16 protein-coding genes and 2 pseudogenes are annotated in these 19,645 nt (G+C 65.1%); 15 read left to right on the forward strand and 3 right to left on the reverse strand.

Going from position 1 to position 19,645, the window contains the following annotated elements; genetic code table 11:
* Nucleotides 1-24: 24 nt before the first annotated feature.
* Nucleotides 25-2,733, reverse strand: a complete 2,709-nt coding sequence (gene mutS, locus ACR2J1_RS02040) for a DNA mismatch repair protein MutS (RefSeq protein ID WP_434017701.1) — start codon at nt 2,731-2,733, stop codon at nt 25-27.
* A 237-nt stretch (nt 2,734-2,970) separates the two neighbouring features.
* Here mutS and rph point away from each other — a divergent pair, with 237 nt between their 5' ends.
* From rph to hemW, 3 genes are read left to right on the forward strand one after another with little or no spacing between them, the layout of a single operon-like run.
* Entirely contained in the window at nt 2,971-3,684 is a 714-nt protein-coding gene (gene rph, locus ACR2J1_RS02045; RefSeq protein ID WP_434017687.1) for a ribonuclease PH, read from the forward strand.
* A complete protein-coding gene (rdgB, locus tag ACR2J1_RS02050) occupies nt 3,677-4,297 on the forward strand; it encodes an RdgB/HAM1 family non-canonical purine NTP pyrophosphatase (RefSeq protein ID WP_434017688.1) in 621 nt (206 codons plus the stop codon). Before rph ends, rdgB begins: the two co-directional genes overlap by 8 nt.
* 9 nt (nt 4,298-4,306) lie before the next feature.
* Nucleotides 4,307-5,512: a radical SAM family heme chaperone HemW gene (gene hemW / locus ACR2J1_RS02055; protein WP_434017702.1), complete on the forward strand. Its 1,206-nt coding sequence runs from the start codon at nt 4,307-4,309 to the stop codon at nt 5,510-5,512.
* 3 nt (nt 5,513-5,515) lie between these two features.
* On the opposite strand, the gene ACR2J1_RS02060 is transcribed toward hemW, so the two are convergent.
* Nucleotides 5,516-6,709, reverse strand: coding sequence for a penicillin-binding protein activator (locus ACR2J1_RS02060; RefSeq protein WP_434017689.1), 1,194 nt, complete (start codon nt 6,707-6,709; stop codon nt 5,516-5,518).
* Between the two features lie 219 nt (nt 6,710-6,928).
* Here ACR2J1_RS02060 and rsmI point away from each other — a divergent pair, with 219 nt between their 5' ends.
* The 9 genes and pseudogenes from rsmI to grpE all read left to right on the forward strand — a co-directional run bounded on the left by rsmI (nt 6,929) and on the right by grpE (nt 14,543).
* Nucleotides 6,929-7,870 carry a 16S rRNA (cytidine(1402)-2'-O)-methyltransferase gene (gene rsmI / locus ACR2J1_RS02065; protein WP_434017690.1) on the forward strand — a complete coding sequence of 314 codons (942 nt, stop codon included), beginning with the start codon at nt 6,929-6,931 and terminating at the stop codon, nt 7,868-7,870.
* Nucleotides 7,867-8,226 (forward strand): YraN family protein, encoded by a 360-nt coding sequence (locus ACR2J1_RS02070; protein WP_434017691.1) that lies wholly within the window; start codon nt 7,867-7,869, stop codon nt 8,224-8,226. The genes rsmI and ACR2J1_RS02070 overlap by 4 nt, the downstream gene beginning before the upstream one ends.
* 59 nt (nt 8,227-8,285) lie before the next feature.
* On the forward strand, nt 8,286-9,233 hold the full coding sequence (gshB, locus tag ACR2J1_RS02075) for a glutathione synthase (RefSeq protein ID WP_434017692.1): 948 nt from the start codon (nt 8,286-8,288) through the stop codon (nt 9,231-9,233).
* Nucleotides 9,234-9,456: 223 nt separating this feature from the next.
* Nucleotides 9,457-10,309, forward strand: a pseudogene (locus ACR2J1_RS02080) (ATP-binding protein); the annotation flags it as partial.
* A pseudogene (locus tag ACR2J1_RS02085) lies at nt 10,306-10,473 on the forward strand (ATP-binding protein); the annotation flags it as partial. The pseudogenes ACR2J1_RS02080 and ACR2J1_RS02085, both read left to right, overlap by 4 nt.
* An 88-nt stretch (nt 10,474-10,561) precedes the next feature.
* A complete protein-coding gene (locus ACR2J1_RS02090) occupies nt 10,562-11,473 on the forward strand; it encodes a response regulator (RefSeq protein WP_434017693.1) in 912 nt (303 codons plus the stop codon).
* 232 nt (nt 11,474-11,705) lie between these two features.
* Complete coding sequence (locus tag ACR2J1_RS02095) at nt 11,706-12,617, forward strand: GNAT family N-acetyltransferase (RefSeq protein ID WP_434017703.1); 912 nt, start codon at nt 11,706-11,708, stop codon at nt 12,615-12,617.
* Nucleotides 12,618-12,716: 99 nt separating this feature from the next.
* Complete coding sequence (gene hrcA / locus ACR2J1_RS02100) at nt 12,717-13,811, forward strand: heat-inducible transcriptional repressor HrcA (protein WP_434017694.1); 1,095 nt, start codon at nt 12,717-12,719, stop codon at nt 13,809-13,811.
* A 57-nt stretch (nt 13,812-13,868) separates the two neighbouring features.
* The gene (gene grpE / locus ACR2J1_RS02105; RefSeq protein ID WP_434017695.1) at nt 13,869-14,543 is read left to right on the forward strand and encodes a nucleotide exchange factor GrpE; all 675 of its coding nucleotides are present in this window, start codon (nt 13,869-13,871) and stop codon (nt 14,541-14,543) included.
* On the opposite strand, the gene ACR2J1_RS02110 is transcribed toward grpE, so the two are convergent.
* Complete coding sequence (locus ACR2J1_RS02110) at nt 14,540-15,139, reverse strand: alpha-ketoglutarate-dependent dioxygenase AlkB family protein (protein ID WP_434017696.1); 600 nt, start codon at nt 15,137-15,139, stop codon at nt 14,540-14,542. The genes grpE and ACR2J1_RS02110 overlap by 4 nt on opposite strands.
* A gap of 73 nt (nt 15,140-15,212) precedes the next feature.
* Here ACR2J1_RS02110 and ACR2J1_RS02115 point away from each other — a divergent pair, with 73 nt between their 5' ends.
* The 3 genes from ACR2J1_RS02115 (at nt 15,213) to dnaJ (ending at nt 19,404) form a co-directional block, all read left to right on the forward strand.
* Nucleotides 15,213-16,043: a methyltransferase domain-containing protein gene (locus tag ACR2J1_RS02115; RefSeq protein WP_434017697.1), complete on the forward strand. Its 831-nt coding sequence runs from the start codon at nt 15,213-15,215 to the stop codon at nt 16,041-16,043.
* Between the two features lie 195 nt (nt 16,044-16,238).
* Nucleotides 16,239-18,164, forward strand: coding sequence for a molecular chaperone DnaK (gene dnaK, locus ACR2J1_RS02120; protein ID WP_434017698.1), 1,926 nt, complete (start codon nt 16,239-16,241; stop codon nt 18,162-18,164).
* A gap of 106 nt (nt 18,165-18,270) precedes the next feature.
* Nucleotides 18,271-19,404, forward strand: coding sequence for a molecular chaperone DnaJ (gene dnaJ / locus ACR2J1_RS02125; protein ID WP_434017699.1), 1,134 nt, complete (start codon nt 18,271-18,273; stop codon nt 19,402-19,404).
* Nucleotides 19,405-19,645: the final 241 nt, after the last annotated feature.

A 19,645-nucleotide genomic window follows, 5' to 3' on the forward strand; every position in this document is an offset into this window, starting at 1 on the left:
CGAGCCGATCTAACACAAAGGCTTTTAAGCCCCGTCACCAGAGTGAAGCAAATCTTTCAGCCGGTAGAGCGCTTCAAGGGCCTCCTTGGGAGTCATGGCATCGGGCGCAAGCTCCTTGACGGCCTGTTCGAGCCTCGATTCCATTGTCGGGACGGCGTCTCCACGTTTCGCGGCGCGGAAGAGCGGCAGATCGTCGGCAAGCTCGGACGGTTTCGGGCGGCCATCCGCCTTCTCCAACGCACTCAAGACCTCCGTCGCCCTGGCGAGGACCGGCTCGGGGAGCCCCGCAAGCTTCGCCACGTGGATGCCGTAGGACCGATCGGCAGCGCCTTTGATCACGCGATAGAGAAAGACGATGGAGTCGCGCCACTCCTTGACTTCCACCCTGGCGTTGGCGGCGGCCGGCAGCCTGTCCGCGAGCGCGGTCAGCTCATGATAGTGGGTGGCGAAAAGCACGCGGGCGCTGGTTACCTCGTGCAGATATTCGAGCGCCGCCCATGCAATGGAGAGGCCGTCGAAGGTCGCCGTGCCGCGGCCAATCTCGTCAAGCACGACGAAGGACCGCTCCGTGGCCTGGTTGAGGATCGAGGCGGTCTCGACCATCTCGACCATGAAGGTCGAGCGGCCGCGGGCGAGATCGTCGGCGGCGCCGACGCGGCTGAAGAGCCGGTCGACGATGCCGATATGAGCGTCACGCGCCGGCACGAAGGAGCCCATCTGCGCCAGCACGACGATGAGCGCGTTCTGACGCAGAAAGGTCGATTTGCCACCCATGTTCGGACCGGTGACGACGAGGATGCGCGTGCCGTTCTCTTCGCCGAGCCGGCAGTCGTTGCCGACAAAGGCGGCTCCCTGGCCGCGGCGCAGAGTCTGCTCGACCGTGGGATGGCGGCCACCGTCGACGGCAAAGACGAGACTGTCGTCGATCTTGGGACGGGCGTAGTTCTGCTCGACAGCAAGCCCGGCAAGGCCCGCATAGTGATCAAGCACGGCAAGCGCAGCGCTTGCTTCCGCCAACGCCCGGTCCTCGGCGAGAATGTCTGCGCTCAGCGCGGCAAAGATGTCGAGTTCGATCGCGAGCGCGCGATCGGCGGCGGTCGTGATGCGCGCCTCAAGCTCGGCGAGCTCGCGCGTGGCGAAACGCATGACATTCGCCAACGTCTGGCGGTGGATGAAGCTCTCGGCATGAGGCGGGTTCGTCAGGGTTGAGGCGTGCAGCGCGGTCACCTCGACGAAATAGCCGAGCACGTTGTTGTGGCGCACTTTGAGCGACTTGATGCCGGTCGCTTCCGCGTAGGCCGATTGCAGCCCGGCAATAACCTGACGGCTGCTGTCGCGCAGCTTGCGATGTTCGTCGAGGTCGGGGTTGAAGCCCTCGCGGATGAAGCCGCCGTCGCGCTTGTTGACGGGAAGCTCGTCGGCAAGCGCCGCAGAGAGCGCGGTGTGGATTTCCCCGGGCGCGGCGGCAAGGCGCTCGACAATGCCCATGAGCTCACGCGGCAGGCCAAGCGCCTGGCCGGTGCGGAAGAGCTGCGCGGCAAGTCCGCGCGCGGCAAGAATCGCATCGCGCACCGCACCGAGATCGCGCGGTCCGCCACGGCCAAAGGCGAGCCGCGCCAAGGCGCGGGCAAGATCGGGGACCGCTTTCAGCTCGACGCGCAACGTCTCGCGCAGACGCGGCTCATCGGCGAGATAGGCGACCGCGTCGAGCCTTGCCCTGATCGCGGCGATGTCGGTGATCGGACTTGCAAGCCGGCTTGCCAATTCGCGCGCGCCCGCCGCTGAAACAGTGCGATCGATGGCGGCAAGCAGGCTGCCGGCCCGCGCACCCTGGTTCGAGCGGGTGAGCTCGAGATTGGCGCGTGTCGCCGCGTCGATGAGAAGCAGATCGCCCGCACTCTGCTTGCGAGGTGCGCGCAGGAACGGAGCCTTGCCGACCTGCGTGATCTCGACATAGGTGAGCAGCCCGCCGAGTGCGGCCAGCTCAGCACGGGTGAAATCGCCAAAGGCATCGAGCGCCGCCACGCCGAGGCGGCTCTTCAGAGCACGCTCGCCGCGCACGGAATCGAAATGGGCGCGCGGGACCGGCGTCAGGCTGGCGCCGGCATCCTCGATTTGGCCGCGCAGTTGCGCATCCCCGGCCAAGTCGTCGCCGAGCAGCACCTCGCCGGGCTTAAGACGCGCAAGCTCGCCAGGCAGATCGATGAGGCTTGCCGAGCCTGTGAGCAGCTCGCCGGTGGAGATGTCGAGAGAGGCGAGCGCGAAGCCGGACTCCTTCCCGTCGCGGGGTGGCGCACGAAACAGCGCCGTGAGGAAATTGGATGAACGCGCATCGAGAAGATTGTCCTCGGTCAGCGTGCCTGGCGTCACGAGGCGCACCACGTCGCGCCGCACCACGGATTTGGGTCCGCGCTTCTTCGCCTCCGCCGGGTCCTCGATCTGCTCGCAGACCGCGACGCGGTGGCCCAGCGCGATCAGGCGCTGGAGATAGTCGTCGGCGGCATGCACGGGCACGCCGCACATCGGGATGTCGTGGCCGAGATGCTTGCCGCGCTTCGTCAGCGTGATGCCGAGCGCGCGCGAAGCGGTCTCAGCGTCGGCGAAGAACATCTCGTAGAAGTCGCCCATGCGATAAAAGAGGAGACAGTCGGCATTGGCGGACTTGATCTCCAGATATTGCGCAATCATCGGCGTGGGGACGTCGGCCGGCGCCGGAGAGGGGCGTTCGGACATCAGCGTAACTTCCTCGTCTGCCATGCCTTCCCTCGGGCGCTCCGGTGGCGCGTCATAACAATATGCAATGGCAGCCTCTGGGTGGCGAGCGCCGCCCGGCTTTAGTCCCACTCGCAATGATGGCGGCCATGCTCTGGTAAAGGGTCGGATTCGCCGCGACAAGGCCCGGGAAAGGGGCTTTCCCCGCAAGAGGGCGTCCTCTAGGGTGCGCCGCATCTGCCAACGGAGATGGATAGAATGCGGCCTTCGAAACGCGCGCCCGATGCCTTGCGGCCCGTCACGCTCGAGCGCGCGGTATCGCGCTACGCTGAAGGCTCGTGCCTCGTCCGCTTCGGCGACACGCATGTGCTCTGTACCGCGACCGCGGGCGAATCCGTGCCGCCATGGCTCAAGGGCCAGGGTCGCGGCTGGGTGACCGCCGAATATGGCATGCTGCCGCGCGCAACGCTCGATCGCACGCGCCGCGAGGCGGCCGCCGGCAAGCAGTCAGGGCGCACCCAGGAGATTCAGCGCCTGATCGGCCGCTCGTTGCGGGCTGTTACGGACCTTACCGCGCTCGGCGAAAAGCAGATCGTGGTCGATTGCGACGTGCTGCAGGCCGATGGCGGCACCCGCACGGCCGCGATCACCGGCGCCTGGGTCGCCCTGCACGACGCCATCGCCTGGATGGAGGCGCGCAACATGCTGAAAGGCAAAGCGCTGCGCGATCACGTCGCGGCGGTGTCGTGCGGGTTGTATGGCGGCGAGCCCGTGCTCGATCTCGATTATGTGGAGGATTCGACCGCCGATGCGGACGCGAATTTCGTCATGACGGGGTCGGGTGGCATCGTCGAAGTACAAGGCACGGCGGAGACGGATCCGTTCAGCCAGGAACAATTCGATGCTCTGATGGCACTCGCGCGAAGCGGCATTGGCGAGCTGGTCCAATTGCAGAGGCTCACCGTTGCCTGATCCAGCGGGCACGCTTCGGCGCGGCATGACGCTCGTCATCGCGAGCCATAATGAAGGCAAGGTGCGGGAGCTTGCGGAGCTGTTTGCGCCGTTCCGCATCGAAGTCATCTCAGCCGCCGCGCTCGGCTTGGCGGAACCGGAAGAAACAGGATCGAGTTTTGTCGCGAACGCCAAGCTCAAGGCCGTCGCCGCCGCAACGGCCTCCGGCCTCCCCGCGCTTTCCGACGATTCCGGCTTGGAGGTCAAAGCGCTTGGCGGCGCGCCAGGCATTCATTCCGCGCGCTGGGGCGGGCCCGCGAGAGATTTCGGCCGCGGCATGGAACGCGTGCATCAAGAGCTTAAAGCAAGCGGGGCCAGCGACCGGAGCGCCAATTTCACTTGCGCCTTGGCGTTGGCGCAGCCTGACGGCAGCGCCGTGGCAGTCACGGGAAAGGTGTTCGGCACACTGACCTGGCCGCCGCGCGGGAGACACGGTTTCGGCTATGATCCCATCTTCATCCCCGACGGCTATCAGGAGACGTTCGGCGAGATGGAGCCTGCACAGAAAAATGCGCTGTCGCACCGCATGCGGGCGTTCGAGAAACTGGTGCTCGGCCGGCACGACGAGGTTTAGCTTATGGCGATGCCCGGCACCGAGCAGCAGGATCCGAGCACCATCTCCGCGCCGCGCGCGAAGGCATCGGGGCAGCGCGAGCCGTTCGGGGTCTATGTGCATTGGCCGTTCTGCCTCGCCAAATGTCCCTATTGCGATTTCAACTCGCATGTCCGCCATGGCGGCGTCGATCAGGATCGCTTCGTTGCGGCCTACCTCGCCGAGCTCGATCATTTCGCTGCGCTCGCACCCGCCAGACGCGTTTCCAGCATCTTCTTCGGCGGCGGCACGCCGTCGCTCATGGAAGCACGCAGCGTCGCCGCGATCCTCGACGCGATCGCACGGCATTGGAGCGTCGATGCTAACGCCGAAGTCACGCTGGAAGCCAATCCGACCAGCGTCGAGGCCGAGCGTTTTGCGGGTTATCGCGCCGCCGGCGTCAACCGGGTGTCGCTCGGCGTACAGGCGCTCGATGACAAGAGCCTAAAGGCACTGGGTCGGATGCATTCGGCGGACGAGGCGCTTGCGGCGCTTGCGATCGCCAAACGCACTTTCGATCGCGTGTCGTTCGATCTCATCTATGCACGGGAACGGCAGACGGTCGAGGCTTGGCGCGCCGAGCTTAGGCAGGCGCTTGGCCATGCGGCCGATCATCTTTCCCTCTATCAGCTCACAATCGAGCCCGACACGGCGTTCGCCGCGCGTCACGCCGCCGGCAGCCTGCGCATACCGGGCGGCGCATTGGCGCGCGAGCTTTTCCTTCTGACGCAAGAGCTTTGTGGCGACGCAGGATTGCCCGCCTATGAAATTTCAAACCACGCGCGGCCGGGATCGGAGTCGCGGCACAATCTCCTCTATTGGCGCGGGCGCGACTATGCCGGCATCGGCCCGGGGGCGCATGCGCGCATCTTGCGCGGCGACGGCAAGCGAGCGCTCTCCACGCTCAAATCGCCGGAGGCTTGGCTCGCGCAGGTCGAGGCGCGCGGCGACGGTATCGAAGTCGACGAAGCGCTGAGCTCCGGGGAATGTGCCGACGAGTATCTTCTCATGGCCTTGCGCCTCGGCGAAGGCGTCGATCTCAAACGACTTGCCGCCATCGACGGACGCGATCTCGATCAAAGTACGATCGCCAGCCTGGAGCGGCGCGGCCTGCTGCGGCAGGATGGGGATCGCATCGCGGCTACCCCAGCGGGTCGGCTAGTGCTCGACCGGCTCATTCTCGAACTCGCCGCTTAAGTTTCAATAAGACGACTGCGCGTTGCTGAAGGAACTCGGCGCGGGATCGATGACTTGCGGCCCATATTCGCGCACTTCGAGAATGGCGAGGCCGCGCTCGCTCGTGCCGCCGGGCAAGAGGCGGAAAAGGCCGTCGACGCCTTGAAAGCCACTGGCACGGCTGAGTGTCGAGGAATTGTAGCGCTGGCCCTGCGGATTCTGCGACAACGACACCGCCAAGCTCACGGCATCGTAAGCGAGGCTCGCGATGCGCGGCGGCGGTCCGCCATAGGTCTTCGCGTAGCGCTGGCTGAAGCCGGCCCAGCCCTTCGGGTCGGGTGCGGGATACCAACCGCCGATCAAGGCCTTCTCGGTGCCGATATTGGGAAAGTCCCACTGCCCGGTGCCGAGGAACTGCAATTGGGCGCTGGAGAGGCCCGACGATGCGAGCAGCGGCGCGAGCGACGGCAGCTCCTCGCGGCCAGCAGGCAGGAACAGCGCATCGACCTGCTGACCGCCCTTCACGGCGTTCGCGATCTGCCGCACCGGCCCAAGCATGCCATTGGCATCGCCGGGCGGGAACACGGCGCGCACCGATGCGGTCCCTCCTCCGGCCGAGACTGCCCTCGCGAAAGCCGTTTCGGCGAGCCGGCCGTAAGGCGATTGCGGCACGAGCACCGCGAAATTGCGCTTCCCGCGCGAGAGCGCAAAGCTGACGATGCGCTGCACGTCGCGGCCGGCGACGAAGCTTAAGAGATAGACGCCGTTGCCGGCGACGTTCTCATCGCTGGAAAATGCGACGACCGGAATGCCGGCTTGGCGGGCGATCGGCGCCACCGCATTGACCTCCTGGGCGAAGAGCGGGCCGATGATCAGCTCGGCGCCGTCCTGCACGGCGCTCTCGGCGGCCATCCGCGCACCCTCCGGGGTGCCCCCCGTGTCTTTGGGCACGAGCACGACATTCGGATTGTCGAAATCGAACAGGGCAAGCTCACCCGCCTGCTTCAACGCCTTGGCGATGCCGGGCGTTGACCCTCCGGCCGAGATCGGCAGCAGAAGCGCGACTTTGACGGACCCTGCACCGGCACCGAAGCCGGGACCGCTTGGTCCCTGCCCGCCCGGCGTGCCGCAGGCGGCGAACAGCGCCGCCACGCCCATGCTGGCGAGCACAAGCTTAATGGCGCCCAAGTGACGTCGAATCGCGATTGGAAGCCGCATGGCCCCTTTGCTCGAAGTCCCGCGCGGTTCACGCGAGGCTTTTGTTCTCAGCGGCGGACCGTCCAAATCGTCCGGTGGCGTTATAGCCGCTCGCCCCAGACGGGGATTGTTCCGGTAAGTATGGCCCAACGTGATGGACGCAGGCGCACTATATCACGTAACGTTTTTACGCCTAGGGCCACCGCCCCAAGGGCTCCGCAAGGCAATTCAGAAATCCCCGTGCCGAATCGCGAGCCGAACGACCCCAGCATTCACACGTCGCACCAACTTCTTGAGCGGGTGCGCGAGGTGCTTGGCGAGTCCCTCGAGCGGCCACTTGCGCCAGGCCTTTATCTCGTCGCAACGCCGATCGGAAATCTCGGCGATGTCTCGTTGCGGGCACTTTCGGTGCTCGCCCGCGCAAACATCATCGCCGCGGAGGACACGCGCCACAGCCGCAAGCTGCTGTCGCATTTCGGGGTGACGGGCGAGCTCACGCCCTATCACGAGCATAACGCGGCCCGCGAGCGTTTGCGACTGCTTGCCCGCATTCGCGCAGGATCCTCAGTGGCGCTGATCTCCGACGCCGGTACGCCGCTTATTTCCGATCCAGGCTACAAGCTCGTGCGCGAGGCACTCGATGCAGGGCTCCTCGTCAGCGCCATTCCGGGTCCCTCCGCGGCGCTTGCCGCGCTCACAAGCTCAGGATTGCCGACCGATACGTTCCTGTTCGCAGGATTCCTCCCGCCGAAGTCCGGGCCGCGCCGGACGCGGCTCGAGGAACTGAAATCCTCGCCTGCCACGCTTGTCTTTTTCGAAGCCTCCTCGCGCGTGGCGAGGAGCCTTACAGACTTGGCGGCCGTGCTCGGACCGCGCGAAGCGGCTGTCGCCAAGGAACTGACCAAGCTACATGAAGGTCTGACACGCGGATTGCTCGATGAGCTCGCGTCACACTTTGCGGAAGCCGACGAGCTCAAGGGCGAGTTCGTGATCGTCGTCGCGCCGCCAAGCGCCGAGGACGCATCGGCGACAGATGACGTTATCGTCGCGAACCTCAAAGCCGCGCTGCAAAAAGAAAGCTTCCGCGATGCGGTGCGTAGCGTCGCGGAAAATCTCAACGTCAAGCGCAGCAGAGTCTATGAGCTTGGACTTGCACTCGATCGCGGAGACGAGGCCCCATGAGGGAGGCACGGGTCAGGGCCTATCGGCGCGGGGTTCTCGCCGAGAGGTTTGCTGCACTCCTCCTCCGACTGAAGGGCCATCGCATCGTGGCGCGGCGCTACAAGACGCCGGTCGGTGAGATCGACCTCGTGGCGCTGAAGGGACGGCGGCTCGCCTTTGTCGAGGTGAAGCGGCGCAGAACCGCTGAGGACGCAGCCTGGACGCTGCCGGCGAAACAGCGCCGGCGCATCGTCCGGGCCGCTCAATATTGGCTGTCCGCGCACCCTTCCTTCAACGGCCACGACATCAGCTTCGACGTCGTGCTCACCTCGCGGCTCGCCTGGCCGCGCTATATCGAAAACGCATTTCCCGTTTGACGGCAGCCGTCCTTTGGCGCGAGCTTGCCGCAGCCGACTCCCAACGATAAGCCCCCGCCATGGCCCTCAAAGTCGCTTTCCAGATGGACCCGATCGAGCGCATCGATATCAGGGGGGATTCGACGTTCGCCCTTCTGCTGGAGACGCAGGAGCGCGGGCATGACGTGTTCTATTACACGCCCGACAAGCTCTCTCTGCGTGACGGCAAGCTGATCGCGGAGGGCCACAGTCTCACCGTAGAGGACAGGCCCGGCGACCATTACCGACTCGCTTACGCCCGCGCCGTCGATCTCGCTGAGTTCGACGTGGTGCATCTCCGCCAAGACCCACCCTTTGACATGGCCTACATCACGACCACACATCTCTTGGAGCGCATTCAGCCCAAGACGGTTGTGGTGAACGACCCGGCCAGCGTGCGCAACGCACCGGAGAAAGTCTTTGTGCTCGACTTTCTCGATCTGATGCCGCCGACGCTCATCACACGCGACCCGGGCGCGATCCGTGCCTTTCGCGAGGAGTATAAGGACATCGTGATCAAGCCGCTTTACGGCAATGGCGGGGCCGCGGTGTTCCGCATCGCGCCTGGCGACACCAATCTCAACTCGCTGATCGAGCTGCTCGGCGTGACCTTCCGCGAGCCGATCATGGTGCAGCGCTATGTCCCGCAGGTGCGCGAGGGGGACAAGCGCATCATACTGGTCGACGGCGAGGTCGCAGGCGCGATCAACCGGGTGCCGGCACCCGACGAGACACGCTCCAATCTGCATGTGGGCGGAACGGCGCAGGCGGTGACGCTGACGAAGCGCGACAAGGAGATCTGCGCGCGGCTCGGGCCCCGGCTCAAGGCGCGCGGGCTGATCTTCGCGGGCATCGATGTGATCGGCGACTATCTCACCAAGATCAACGTCACCTCGCCGACCGGAATCCGGCAGGTGCGCGAATTCGGCGGACCCGACATCGCCGCCATGATCTGGGACGTGGTGGAAAAGAAGGTTGCGGCTCGCTGAGCCTCGCGTAATTTGGCTCTCCCGACCGCGGCATCGGCTCAGGAGGCCGTCACACCTACGCCGATATTCCAATTCGGAGTCTCCGCCCGGAAACTTTTTCCAGGGCAGAGGACCTCAGATCGGAACCGCCAGTCTGGGTGACCAACACCGAGTCCTGGAAGAGCGCGGCGTCCCCACAATTGTGGGCGTGGAAAAGTGGTTGAAGGTGGAGCCTTTGGACGATCCGTCCAAAGGCGCCCTTCCTGCCGCCATCGGCGCCAATGCGCTCGGCAAAGGCTTGATCTGCCCGTCCGCTTGCGGCGCGGAAGCTGCGTGGGCGTCGGGCGACATGGCGATTCTCGCGCCTTCCGACCTGCTCATGCTCGTCAATCACTTCAAGGGACTGCGCCGGCCGGAACCGGCGGCCGACACGGGCGACACGGCAATGCCGGACCTGAAAGACATCAAGGGCCAGGAGACCGCCAAGCGCGCGCTCGAAGTCGCCGCCGCGGGCGGGCACAATCTCCTCATGGTCGGACCGCCGGGCGGGGGTAAATCCATGCTCGCGGCGAGACCGTGATCGCGCGCGCCAATCACCGCATCACCTATCCATCGCGCATCCAGCTCGTCGCCGCCATGAATCCATGCCGCTGCGGGCGCGCCGGCGAACCCGGCTTCAGCTGCCGGCAAGGGTGATCTTGCGCCGAGCGCTTTCAGGCGCGCATCTCCGGCCCGCTTCTCGATCGCATCGATTTGCAGATCGAGGTGCCGGCGGTTTCCGCGGCCGATCTCGTGTTGCCGCAAGTCTCGGAAGGAAGCGCCGAGGTGCGCGGGCGCGTCACGCTCGCCCGCCGTCTGCAAGTCGAGCGCTTCGCGCTGCTTGGCCTCCCGCGGCTCCGCACCAACGCCGAATGCGAGGCGTCGCTCCTGGAAGAGATCGCAAGCCCGGAAGCGGCCGGCCTCAAGCTCCTACGCGACGCCGCCGACGCTCTTGCCTTGAGCGCGCGCGGCTATCACCGCACTTGCGCGTCGCCCGCACCCTTGCCGACCTCGACGGCGAGGACATTGTGGAGCGGCGACGGACGACGCCATCATGATCCGCTTCGCCGCACGCGACACAGGGCCGGGCGTGCCGGCCGAAGCGATCGAACACATCTTTGCGGAGTTCGAGCAGGCGGAGTCGGGCCCGGCGCGGCGTCATGGCGGCTCCCGCCTTGGCTTGACGATTTCGCGCCGCCTGGTCGGCGAAATGGGCGGCCGCATCTCCGTTCCGAGCGTGCCAGGCGCGGGCGCCACCTTCACCGTCGATCTGCCGCTCGCCGTCCCTTCCGACACGGCCGCGCTCGGAATTGCCTGGCCCCGGCCGGCCCGGCGAAAAGGTGCTGCTCGTGCTGGAGGGGGCGATCGAGTCTGCCCTGATCGGCGATCTCCTCGTCGCTCTCGGCGCGAGCGTCGCGCGCGCGAAGCTCAAGGACGCCGAGCGCATCGCCAAGGGCGCAGCGTTGATGGGGGTTCCCTTCCGCGCGCTTCTCACCGACCGCGCCGCTTTCGACAGTGGTGCCGCGCGTCTCCTGTCCTTGCTTGCCGAGGATGGCAGCCCTGCGCGGCAGCCTCGGGCGGTGGTCATCATCGACTCCTTCGAGCGCGGCGACATTCCGCGTTTCCGCAGCAGCGGCTTCAACGGCTATCTCATGCGCCCCATAAGGCCGCTGTCGTTGTTGACGCAGCTCTTCGGCGACGGCGAGGAGGAGAAGGTGCGCCGGCCGGAGGCAGTTTCGCGCATCATGGACGGCGCGGGCGGCGTCCCCGCCGACACGGCGCACATCTCGATCCTGCTTGCCGAGGACAACGACATCAACGCTCTCCTTGCGCGAACCATTCTGGAAAAAGGCGGCGCCCGCGTCGTGCGCGTCCGCAACGGCATCGAAGCGATCGCGAAGGCGCGGACTGAACTCGCTGGGCCGGCGAAAGGCTTCGACCTCGTTCTTATGGATATCCACATGCCGGGCATGGACGGGGTCGAGGCCGCCCGCCACATCAGAGCGCTCTACCCCGCCGATGCGCTGCCGGCTGCGGGCCGCCCGCCGATCATTGCGCTGACGGCCAACGCCTTCGCCGCAGACCGCGCCTCCTATCTTCACGCGGGCCTCGACGACTATCTCGCCAAACCCTTCGAGAAGGAAGATCTCGCCGCGCTGCTGGAGCGCTGGCGGGGATCCAAGTCCACGGGCCTCGACCGAGCCGGCCGCGGCGCCGCCTGACCAAGCTCGTCTTCCAAACTATCCCCAGACTGTCACACTGCGTTCGAATTGGTTTGCTAACCGGGCTTCGTTATGGCCGAATCAGGCTAATGCGGGCGTGCGTATTCTCGTCCCGCACCCGTCCTGGGCCGCGTTTCTCCTGTCGAAACAATCGGGCAAGACCATGCCGATGAAGGTGACGCAAGGGCGCTCGGTGGGACGATCTCGCGGCGGGGTCTTCTTTCCAGGGCTGATGTTCCGACCGGGCCACGCGGGGTCGCTTCCCTTCTTGGGCGGGGGGCGCTTCACCCGGCGCTTCAAGCCCGCCAAGGTCTATGGCCGCATCGGTTCGCTGGAAGTGCGGCTGGCGCGCAAGAAGAGTGAGATCAGGCGCGCGCAGCGCCTGCGCTACAAAGTCTTCTACGAAGAGATGGCGGCGACTCCGGGCGCGCTTGCGCTGCTTTCGCGCCGGGACGAGGACGCCTACGACCAGGTGTTCGACCATCTGCTCGTGATCGATCACGGCGACGACGGCAACGGACGGCGCTGGCGGCGGCCGCAGGTGGTCGGCACCTATCGCGTGCTCAGGCAGGATGTGGCCGATCTCTACGACGGCTTCTACACGCAAGGCGAATACGACATGACGCCCCTGCTGCGGTCGAAGCCCGATTACGGCTTTCTGGAACTCGGGCGCTCCTGCGTGCTGAAACCCTATCGCAACCGGCGGACGCTCGAACTGTTATGGCAGGGCGTGTGGTCATATCTCCGCGAGCACGGCATGGACGTGATGATCGGATGCGCGAGCTTCGCAGGCACCGATCCCAAGGCGCATGCGCTGGCGCTGAGCTTCCTGCACCACCACAAGCTGGCGCCGGAAGATTGGCGCGTGCGCGCGCATGATCATTTGCACGTGGACATGAATTTAATGCCGAAGGAAGCCATCGATATTCGCGCGGCGCTCAAGGCGCTGCCGCCGCTGATCAAAGGCTATCTGCGCGTCGGCGCCTATGTCGGCGACGGTGCCGTGATCGACCACCAGTTCGGCACGACGGACGTCTTCGTCATCATGCCGGTGGAGGAGATCAACACGCGCTATTTCGACCATTTCGGCAGCCCGGATGAATTCAACGCCCCGATCGCAGGGGAATTCGGACCGCTGAACTAGCGCCGAGGCGCTCGACGGGGCCCGGGGCCGGTTCCTAGGAGCTCATGGACGCCGAGCGGCGCATTTGACGCATTTCCGCGCGCCGCCTAGGTTCCTTCCATGCGCCACACCGACGCCACAGACGCCGTCCGGGCCAGCGAAGCCGCGGCCGGGTTGCGCCAGCTGAACGAGCGCTCGCGCGAAATCTTCAAGAACATCGTTGAGACCTATCTCGCGACCGGCGAGCCGGTCGGTTCGCGCAATCTGAGCCGTGCGCTGCCGATGACATTGTCCCCGGCATCCGTGCGCAACGTCATGTCCGACCTCGAAGCCATCGGCCTTATCTACGCGCCGCATACGAGCGCCGGACGGATGCCGACCCACACCGGCTTGCGCCTCTTCATCGACGGCCTGTTGGAAATTGGCGACATCACGGAAGAAGAGCGCAATCAGATCCAGAGCCAGATCGCCGGAAGCGCGCGGCGGAGAGGCTTGGAAGAGGTGCTCGGCGAAGCTGGCCAAATGCTCTCGGGGCTGTCGCGCTGCGCCGGCCTGGTGCTCGTGGAAAAGCAGAGCAAGACCTTAAAGCAGGTCGAGTTCGTGCCGCTCGGCCAAGGCAAGGCCCTCGCCGTTCTCGTCTGCGAGGATGGCGACGTCGAGAACCGCATTCTGCCGATCCCCGAGGGCCTGCCGCTTTCAACCCTCACGCAAGCGTCGAACTACATCAATTCGCGTATCGCCGGACTCACTTTGGCCGAGTCCCGCGTCCGCATCGAAACCGAGATCGAGCAGCGGCGCGCGCAGCTCGACGAGTTGACGGCGCAAGTCGTGACGGAGGGACTTGCGACGTGGTCCGGCGACGAGGACGATCGCAAGAGCCTTATCGTTTGTGGCCGCGCGCATCTCCTCGAAGACGTCAAGGCGATGGAAGACCTTGAGCGCGTACGACTCCTGTTCGAGGACCTCGACGCCAAGAAGGATCTGATGCAGCTTCTCGGTCTCGCCGAGCGCGCCGACGGCGTGCGCATTTTCATCGGCTCGGAGAACAAGCTGTTCTCGCTGTCCGGCTCCGCCTTGATCGTCTCGCCCTTCGAAGACACGGAACAGAAAATCGTGGGCGTGCTCGGGGTGATCGGCCCGACGCGCCTCAACTATGCGCGCATCATTCCCATGGTCGATTACACGGCCAGGCTGATCGGCCGGCTTGTCCCTTGATTTTTGGTTCCCGCCGGTCGATATCCGCGAGCAACGCAGCAAACTCAATAGGCACTAATGCCCGACGACAACAACGATCAACGTGAGGCCAACGAGGATCGGCCAAAGGCTGCCGATTCCGGGCAAAGCGACAAAAACGGCGAGCCCGAGCCGAGTGCGGCGCCCGGTCCGGAGTTGGAAGCCTTGATCGGCGAAAATGCCGAGCTGCGCGACCGCCTGCTCCGCACCATGGCCGATATGGAGAATCTCCGCCGCCGCACGGAGCGCGAGAAGACCGACACCGCGCGCTACGCCATTTCGAATTTCGCGCGCGACGTGCTGACGATCGGCGACAATCTCAAGCGTGCCGTTGATCACGTCCCGGCTGAGGCCGCGGCGCAGGACCCTGCTTTGAAGAGCTTTCTCGATGGCGTCGAGCTCACGGAGCGCGAGCTCCTGAACATGCTTGAGCGCCACGGCGTGACCCGGCTCGATCCGATTGGCGAGCGCTTCGATCCGAATTGCCACCAGGCCATGTATGAGGTGCAAAACCCCGACGTGCCGGAAGGCATGGTCGTCGATGTCATGCAGGCGGGGTACACGATCGGCGACCGGTGCCTGCGGCCCGCCCTCGTTGCGATCTCCAAAGGCGGAGCAAAGCCCGGCGCGCAGCCGGCAGGCAAGGACAGGGGCCAGGAGCAACGCAAACCAGCCAACGACGATTTTCCGGACGGCGAAGTCCTCGGCGACTAGGGCGTAGTGACCCGGCGCAGGGTCAGATTGAAACGGCCGCCCTCGGGGAGCAGGTCGGACGTGCCTGCCAGGATGCGGTCGACGCCGTGATAGGCGAGGCGGTCCTCGCCGCCCAGAATCAGGACATCACCTGACTTCAGCTCATATTTCTGCGTGGGTCCGGATCGCGAGGTGCCGCCGACGCGAAATACGGCAATATCTCCGAGCGATAGGGACAGGACGGGGGCGGCGAGATCCTGCTCGTCTTTGTCCTGGTGCAGGCCCACATTGGCGGCGCTGGCGTAGTAGTTCACGAGACACGCCTCCGGCGGCGACGCGTAACCGCCGAGTTCCTCCCAGAGATCGAGCAGCATTTGCGGCATGGCCGGCCAAGGGCGGCCGGTCCCGGGGTGGGTGGCCTGATAACGATAGCCGCGCTCCTTATCCGTCACCCAGCCGAGCGGCCCGCAATTGGTCATGCGGACGGACATCGGCTTTCCCGTTCGAGGCATGGTCGGGGTGTAGAGCGGCGCCTCGGCAATGACCGCGCGCAGCTCCGCCAACAGCGCCTTTTGCGCCACAGGTGCGAGCTTGAATGGATAATATTGTACCGGCACGCCTTTGCTCCGCCTTCAGGCCGAACTAGCATCGGCATATAGCGCTTTTGCGGCGCGTGAGGAGGCAGCCGGCATGGAGCAGGCGAAGAAGCCAAACCCCGACGGCTACGTCCATGCCCGCGACGCTGAGGAATATCAGCGCCTGCGGGACCAGGCTCAGATGTGGCAGCGGGCGACGGAGAATATCTTCGACCGTATCGCCCTCGCTCCCGGCATGAGCTGCCTCGATATCGGCGCGGGCCCCGGCTCGGTGATGCGCCTGATGGCGGACCGGGTCGGCCCGGAGGGATCGATCACGGGCCTCGAGATCGATGGCGCGATCGCGGAGCAGGCGCTGCGCGACCTGCGCGCCGAAGGCGGCGCCAAGTTCGACTACGTTGTCGGCAATGTGGTCGCGCTCGAAGAGGTGAAGGGGGCACCCTTCGATGTCACATTCTGCCGCCTCCTCCTCATGCATCTGCACGATCCGGTGGCGATCCTGGAGAAGATGCACTTCTGGACCAAGCCGGGCGGCGTCGTCGTCGCGCAGGAGTTCGACTTCGGCTCCATCGCGGTCGAGCCGCTCTGCCCTGCGATGGCCGAGTTCAACCGTCTATTCGAAGGCGTGTTTCGCGGCCACGGGCGCAACATGCGCGCCGGGCGCCAGCTCCCGGCGCAGTTCGAAGCCGCAGGCCTCGGCCTTCCCGACGGCACCCATTGCGAGGTGAAATACATTCCCCTCAAGGACATGGCGGCAATGTTGATCGGCGTTTACCAAGGCCTGCTGTCTGCGGCGAAAGAACTCGGCATCGCGGATCCAGAACGGGCGAACGCCTTCCGCGTCGAGATGGCGGAGGCCGCGGCGGATGGCCGGTACTACTGCCTGACGCCGGTGCTCATCGGCGCCTGGAAGCGCGTCACGTAATTCACGCGCATAACGGCTTAGACTGTCGCGCTTCTCCTTGCGGGTCATAGGGTTGGCACCTATATAACCGCGAACCGCGCCGCGTTCAGTCGGCACGGGAAGCGCTAGGGGACCGGGCGCGATGCCAGGATGCGAAGCGCGCGCGATATCGGGTGCCGGTTATGGGCCCGTACGGTCTGCCAAAAGGAGAGTGCAATGGCGAAAGTGATCGGAATTGATCTCGGCACCACGAATTCGTGTGTCGCGGTCATGGAGGGTAAAACCCCAAAAGTTATCGAGAATGCGGAGGGCATGCGGACCACGCCTTCGATGGTCGCATTCACGCCCGATGACGAAAGGCTTGTCGGCCTCCCCGCCAAGCGCCAAGGCGTCACCAACCCGGAAAACACCTTCTTCGCCATCAAGCGCCTGATTGGGCGCCGCTATGACGATCCCATGGTGGAAAAGGACAAGAAGCTCGTCCCCTACCACATCGTCAAAGCCGACAATGGCGACGCCTGGGTAGAATCCCACGGCAACAAATATTCTCCCTCGCAGATCTCCGCCTTCATCCTGCAAAAGATGAAGGAGACCGCGGAAGCCCATCTTGGTGAGAAGGTCGAGCAGGCGGTCATCACCGTTCCCGCTTACTTCAACGATGCCCAGCGCCAGGCCACCAAGGATGCCGGCAAGATCGCGGGGCTCGAAGTTCTGCGCATCATCAACGAGCCGACGGCGGCAGCGCTTGCCTACGGACTCGATAAGAAGGAAGGCAAGACGATCGCCGTCTACGACCTCGGCGGCGGCACCTTCGACATCTCCATTCTGGAGATCGGCGATGGCGTGTTCGAGGTGAAGTCGACCAACGGCGACACGTTCCTCGGCGGCGAGGATTTCGACATGCGCCTCGTCGATTATCTCGCCAACGAGTTCAAAAAGGAGTCGGGCATTGATCTGCGCGGCGACAAGCTCGCGCTCCAGCGGCTCAAAGAAGCCGCCGAGAAGGCGAAGATCGAGCTGTCTTCGACGACGCAGACCGAGATCAATCTGCCCTTCATCACGGCCGACCAGTCCGGCCCGAAACATCTCACCATGAAGCTGACGCGCGCGAAGCTGGAAAGCCTCGTGGACGATCTCATCCAGAAGACTATCGGCCCCTGCCAGAACGCGCTCAAGGATGCGGGCCTGAAAGCTGCCGAGATCCAAGAGGTGATCCTCGTCGGCGGCATGACGCGCATGCCGAAAGTGGCCGAGACAGTGAAGAACTTCTTCGGCCGCGAGCCGCATAAGGGCGTGAACCCGGACGAGGTGGTGGCGATCGGCGCCGCCATTCAGGCCGGCGTGCTCCAGGGCGATGTCAAGGACGTGCTCCTGCTCGACGTCACACCGCTGTCGCTCGGCATCGAGACCTTGGGCGGCGTGTTCACGCGGCTCATCGATCGCAACACCACGATCCCGACCAAGAAGAGCCAGGTCTTCTCCACGGCCGAGGACAATCAAAACGCCGTTACGATTCGCGTCTTCCAGGGAGAGCGCGAGATGGCGGCGGACAATAAGATCCTCGGCCAGTTCGACCTTGTCGGTATTCCGCCCGCACCGCGCGGCATGCCGCAGATCGAGGTGACGTTCGACATCGATGCGAATGGCATCGTGAATGTCTCCGCAGCCGACAAGGCTACCGGCAAAGAGCAATCGATCCGGATCCAGGCGTCGGGCGGTCTCAACGAGGCCGACATCGACCGCATGGTCAAGGATGCCGAGAGCCACGCCGAGGAAGACAAGCAGCGCCGGGCTCTGGTGGAAACACGCAACCAGGCCGAGGCTTTGATCCACTCGACCGAGAAAATGCTGAAGGACTTCGGCGACAAGGTTCCCGAGGCTGACAAGGCCGCCGTCGAGAGCGCGGTCGAAGAGCTCAAGTCGGTCGCCCAGGGCGAGGATGTGGACCTCATCAAGACGAAGGTCGACGCCGTGGCCCAGGCTTCGATGAAGCTCGGCGAGGCGCTGTATTCGTCGAACCAGGCGGCCGGCGGAGCCGGCGGCGAAGGTCCGTCGGGCGCTGCTGGCGGTGGCCAGGACGATTCCGTCGTCGACGTCGATTTCGAGGAAGTCAAGGACGACGACAGCAAGAAGTCGGCGTAGAAACCAGGCGCTGGGGCGGGCTTCAACCTGAAAGCCTACCCCCGTGCCCCAGAGCAAAAAAGCTTAGGCGCAGCCGCAGGGCCGGCGCGCGATGGGCGGAGGGGCAATGGCGAAGCGGTGCTATTACGACGTACTGGGCGTCAATCGCGGCGTCGGCGATCGCGACATCAAATCGGCCTTTCGCAATCTCGCCAAGGAATGCCATCCCGACCGCTGCAACGGCGATCCCACCGCCGAGAAGCGCTTCAAAGAACTGAACGAGGCCTATGAGGCCTTGAAGGACCCGCAGCGCCGCGCGGCCTATGACCGCTTCGGCCATGCCGCCTTCGATGGCGGCCTTGCCGGCGGCGCGCATCCGTTCGGCGGCGATTTCTCCGCCTCCATGTCCGCCATGTTCGACGATCTGTTCGGCGAGTTCATGGGCCGACGGACGCGGCCCCGCTCGTCGCGCGAGCGTGGCGCCGACCTTCGCTACAACATGGAGATCACGCTTGCCGAGGCGTATCAGGGCAAGACCGCGCAGATCAGGGTGCCCACCAGCATCATATGCGAGAGCTGCTCCGGCAGCGGCGCCAAACCGGGCACCGCGCCGACGGCCTGCCGGACCTGCGGCGGCATGGGCAAGGTGCGGGCGAGCCAAGGCTTCTTCACCATCGAGCGCACCTGTCCTTCTTGTCAGGGACGCGGCGAGGTCATCGAGACGCCGTGCCCATCCTGCTCGGGCTCCGGGCGGGTGACGCGCGAGCGCACTCTTTCGGTCACCATCCCGGTTGGCGTCGAAGACGGAACGCGGATCAGGCTCGGCGGCGAAGGCGAGGCAGGGTTGCGCGGCGGCCCACCCGGCGACCTCTACATCTTTCTCTCCATCAAGCCGCACGAGTTCTTCCAGCGGGACGGCGCCGATCTATTCTGCCGCGTGCCCATCGCCATGACCACTGCGGCTCTTGGCGGGGAGATCGAGGTGCCGACCATCAGTGGCGGCAGAACGCGCGTGAAAGTTCCCGAAGGCAGCCAGACCGGCAAGCAGTTCCGCCTGAAGGGCAATGGCATGCCCATGCTGCGCTCCAAGCAACAGGGCGACCTCTATATCCAGGTCGAGGTCGAAACCCCGAAAAACCTGACCCGCAAGCAGCGCGAGCTTCTCAAGAGCTTCGAGGAGACCTGCAACGCGAGCACGAACCCGGAATCGACCGGCTTCTTCGCGCGCGTTAAGGAGTTCATCGAGGGAATTCGCGAGTAGCGTCTACCCATCTCCATTGTCTTTGCCCTAGAGTGCGAGCGTCTTGAGACGGCGCGTGCTTCGGCGCCGCCGAACCAGCGGATGGCCATGGCAGCGGGCAAGAACAAGGATCTCATCTCCGTTACCGGGACCTCGCCGGCATTGACTGCCGCGAAGGCGACGGCCGGCGTCCTCATCGTCGTCGTGATCGCGGTCGTGCTCTGGTACGGCCTCGTGCCCGTGCTGCTCGCCTTTGCAGGCG

Origin of the sequence: Methyloceanibacter sp., from assembly GCF_050999895.1 — a bacterium.
Lineage (GTDB): Bacteria > Pseudomonadota > Alphaproteobacteria > Rhizobiales > Methyloligellaceae > Methyloceanibacter.

Excerpts from the sequence above, each read along its gene's own strand:
- hrcA (WP_434017694.1), top strand. The coding sequence starts at position 12,717 with ATGCGCCACACCGACGCCACAGACGCCGTCCGGGCCAGCGAAGCCGCG.
- ACR2J1_RS02095 (WP_434017703.1), top strand. The coding sequence starts at position 11,706 with ATGTTCCGACCGGGCCACGCGGGGTCGCTTCCCTTCTTGGGCGGGGGG.
- rph (WP_434017687.1), top strand. The coding sequence starts at position 2,971 with ATGCGGCCTTCGAAACGCGCGCCCGATGCCTTGCGGCCCGTCACGCTC.
- ACR2J1_RS02070 (WP_434017691.1), top strand. The coding sequence starts at position 7,867 with ATGAGGGAGGCACGGGTCAGGGCCTATCGGCGCGGGGTTCTCGCCGAG.
- ACR2J1_RS02060 (WP_434017689.1), bottom strand. The coding sequence starts at position 6,709 with ATGCGGCTTCCAATCGCGATTCGACGTCACTTGGGCGCCATTAAGCTT.
- ACR2J1_RS02115 (WP_434017697.1), top strand. The coding sequence starts at position 15,213 with ATGGAGCAGGCGAAGAAGCCAAACCCCGACGGCTACGTCCATGCCCGC.
- gshB (WP_434017692.1), top strand. The coding sequence starts at position 8,286 with ATGGCCCTCAAAGTCGCTTTCCAGATGGACCCGATCGAGCGCATCGAT.
- dnaK (WP_434017698.1), top strand. The coding sequence starts at position 16,239 with ATGGCGAAAGTGATCGGAATTGATCTCGGCACCACGAATTCGTGTGTC.
- hemW (WP_434017702.1), top strand. The coding sequence starts at position 4,307 with ATGCCCGGCACCGAGCAGCAGGATCCGAGCACCATCTCCGCGCCGCGC.
- grpE (WP_434017695.1), top strand. The coding sequence starts at position 13,869 with ATGCCCGACGACAACAACGATCAACGTGAGGCCAACGAGGATCGGCCA.
- dnaJ (WP_434017699.1), top strand. The coding sequence starts at position 18,271 with ATGGCGAAGCGGTGCTATTACGACGTACTGGGCGTCAATCGCGGCGTC.
- mutS (WP_434017701.1), bottom strand. The coding sequence starts at position 2,733 with ATGTCCGAACGCCCCTCTCCGGCGCCGGCCGACGTCCCCACGCCGATG.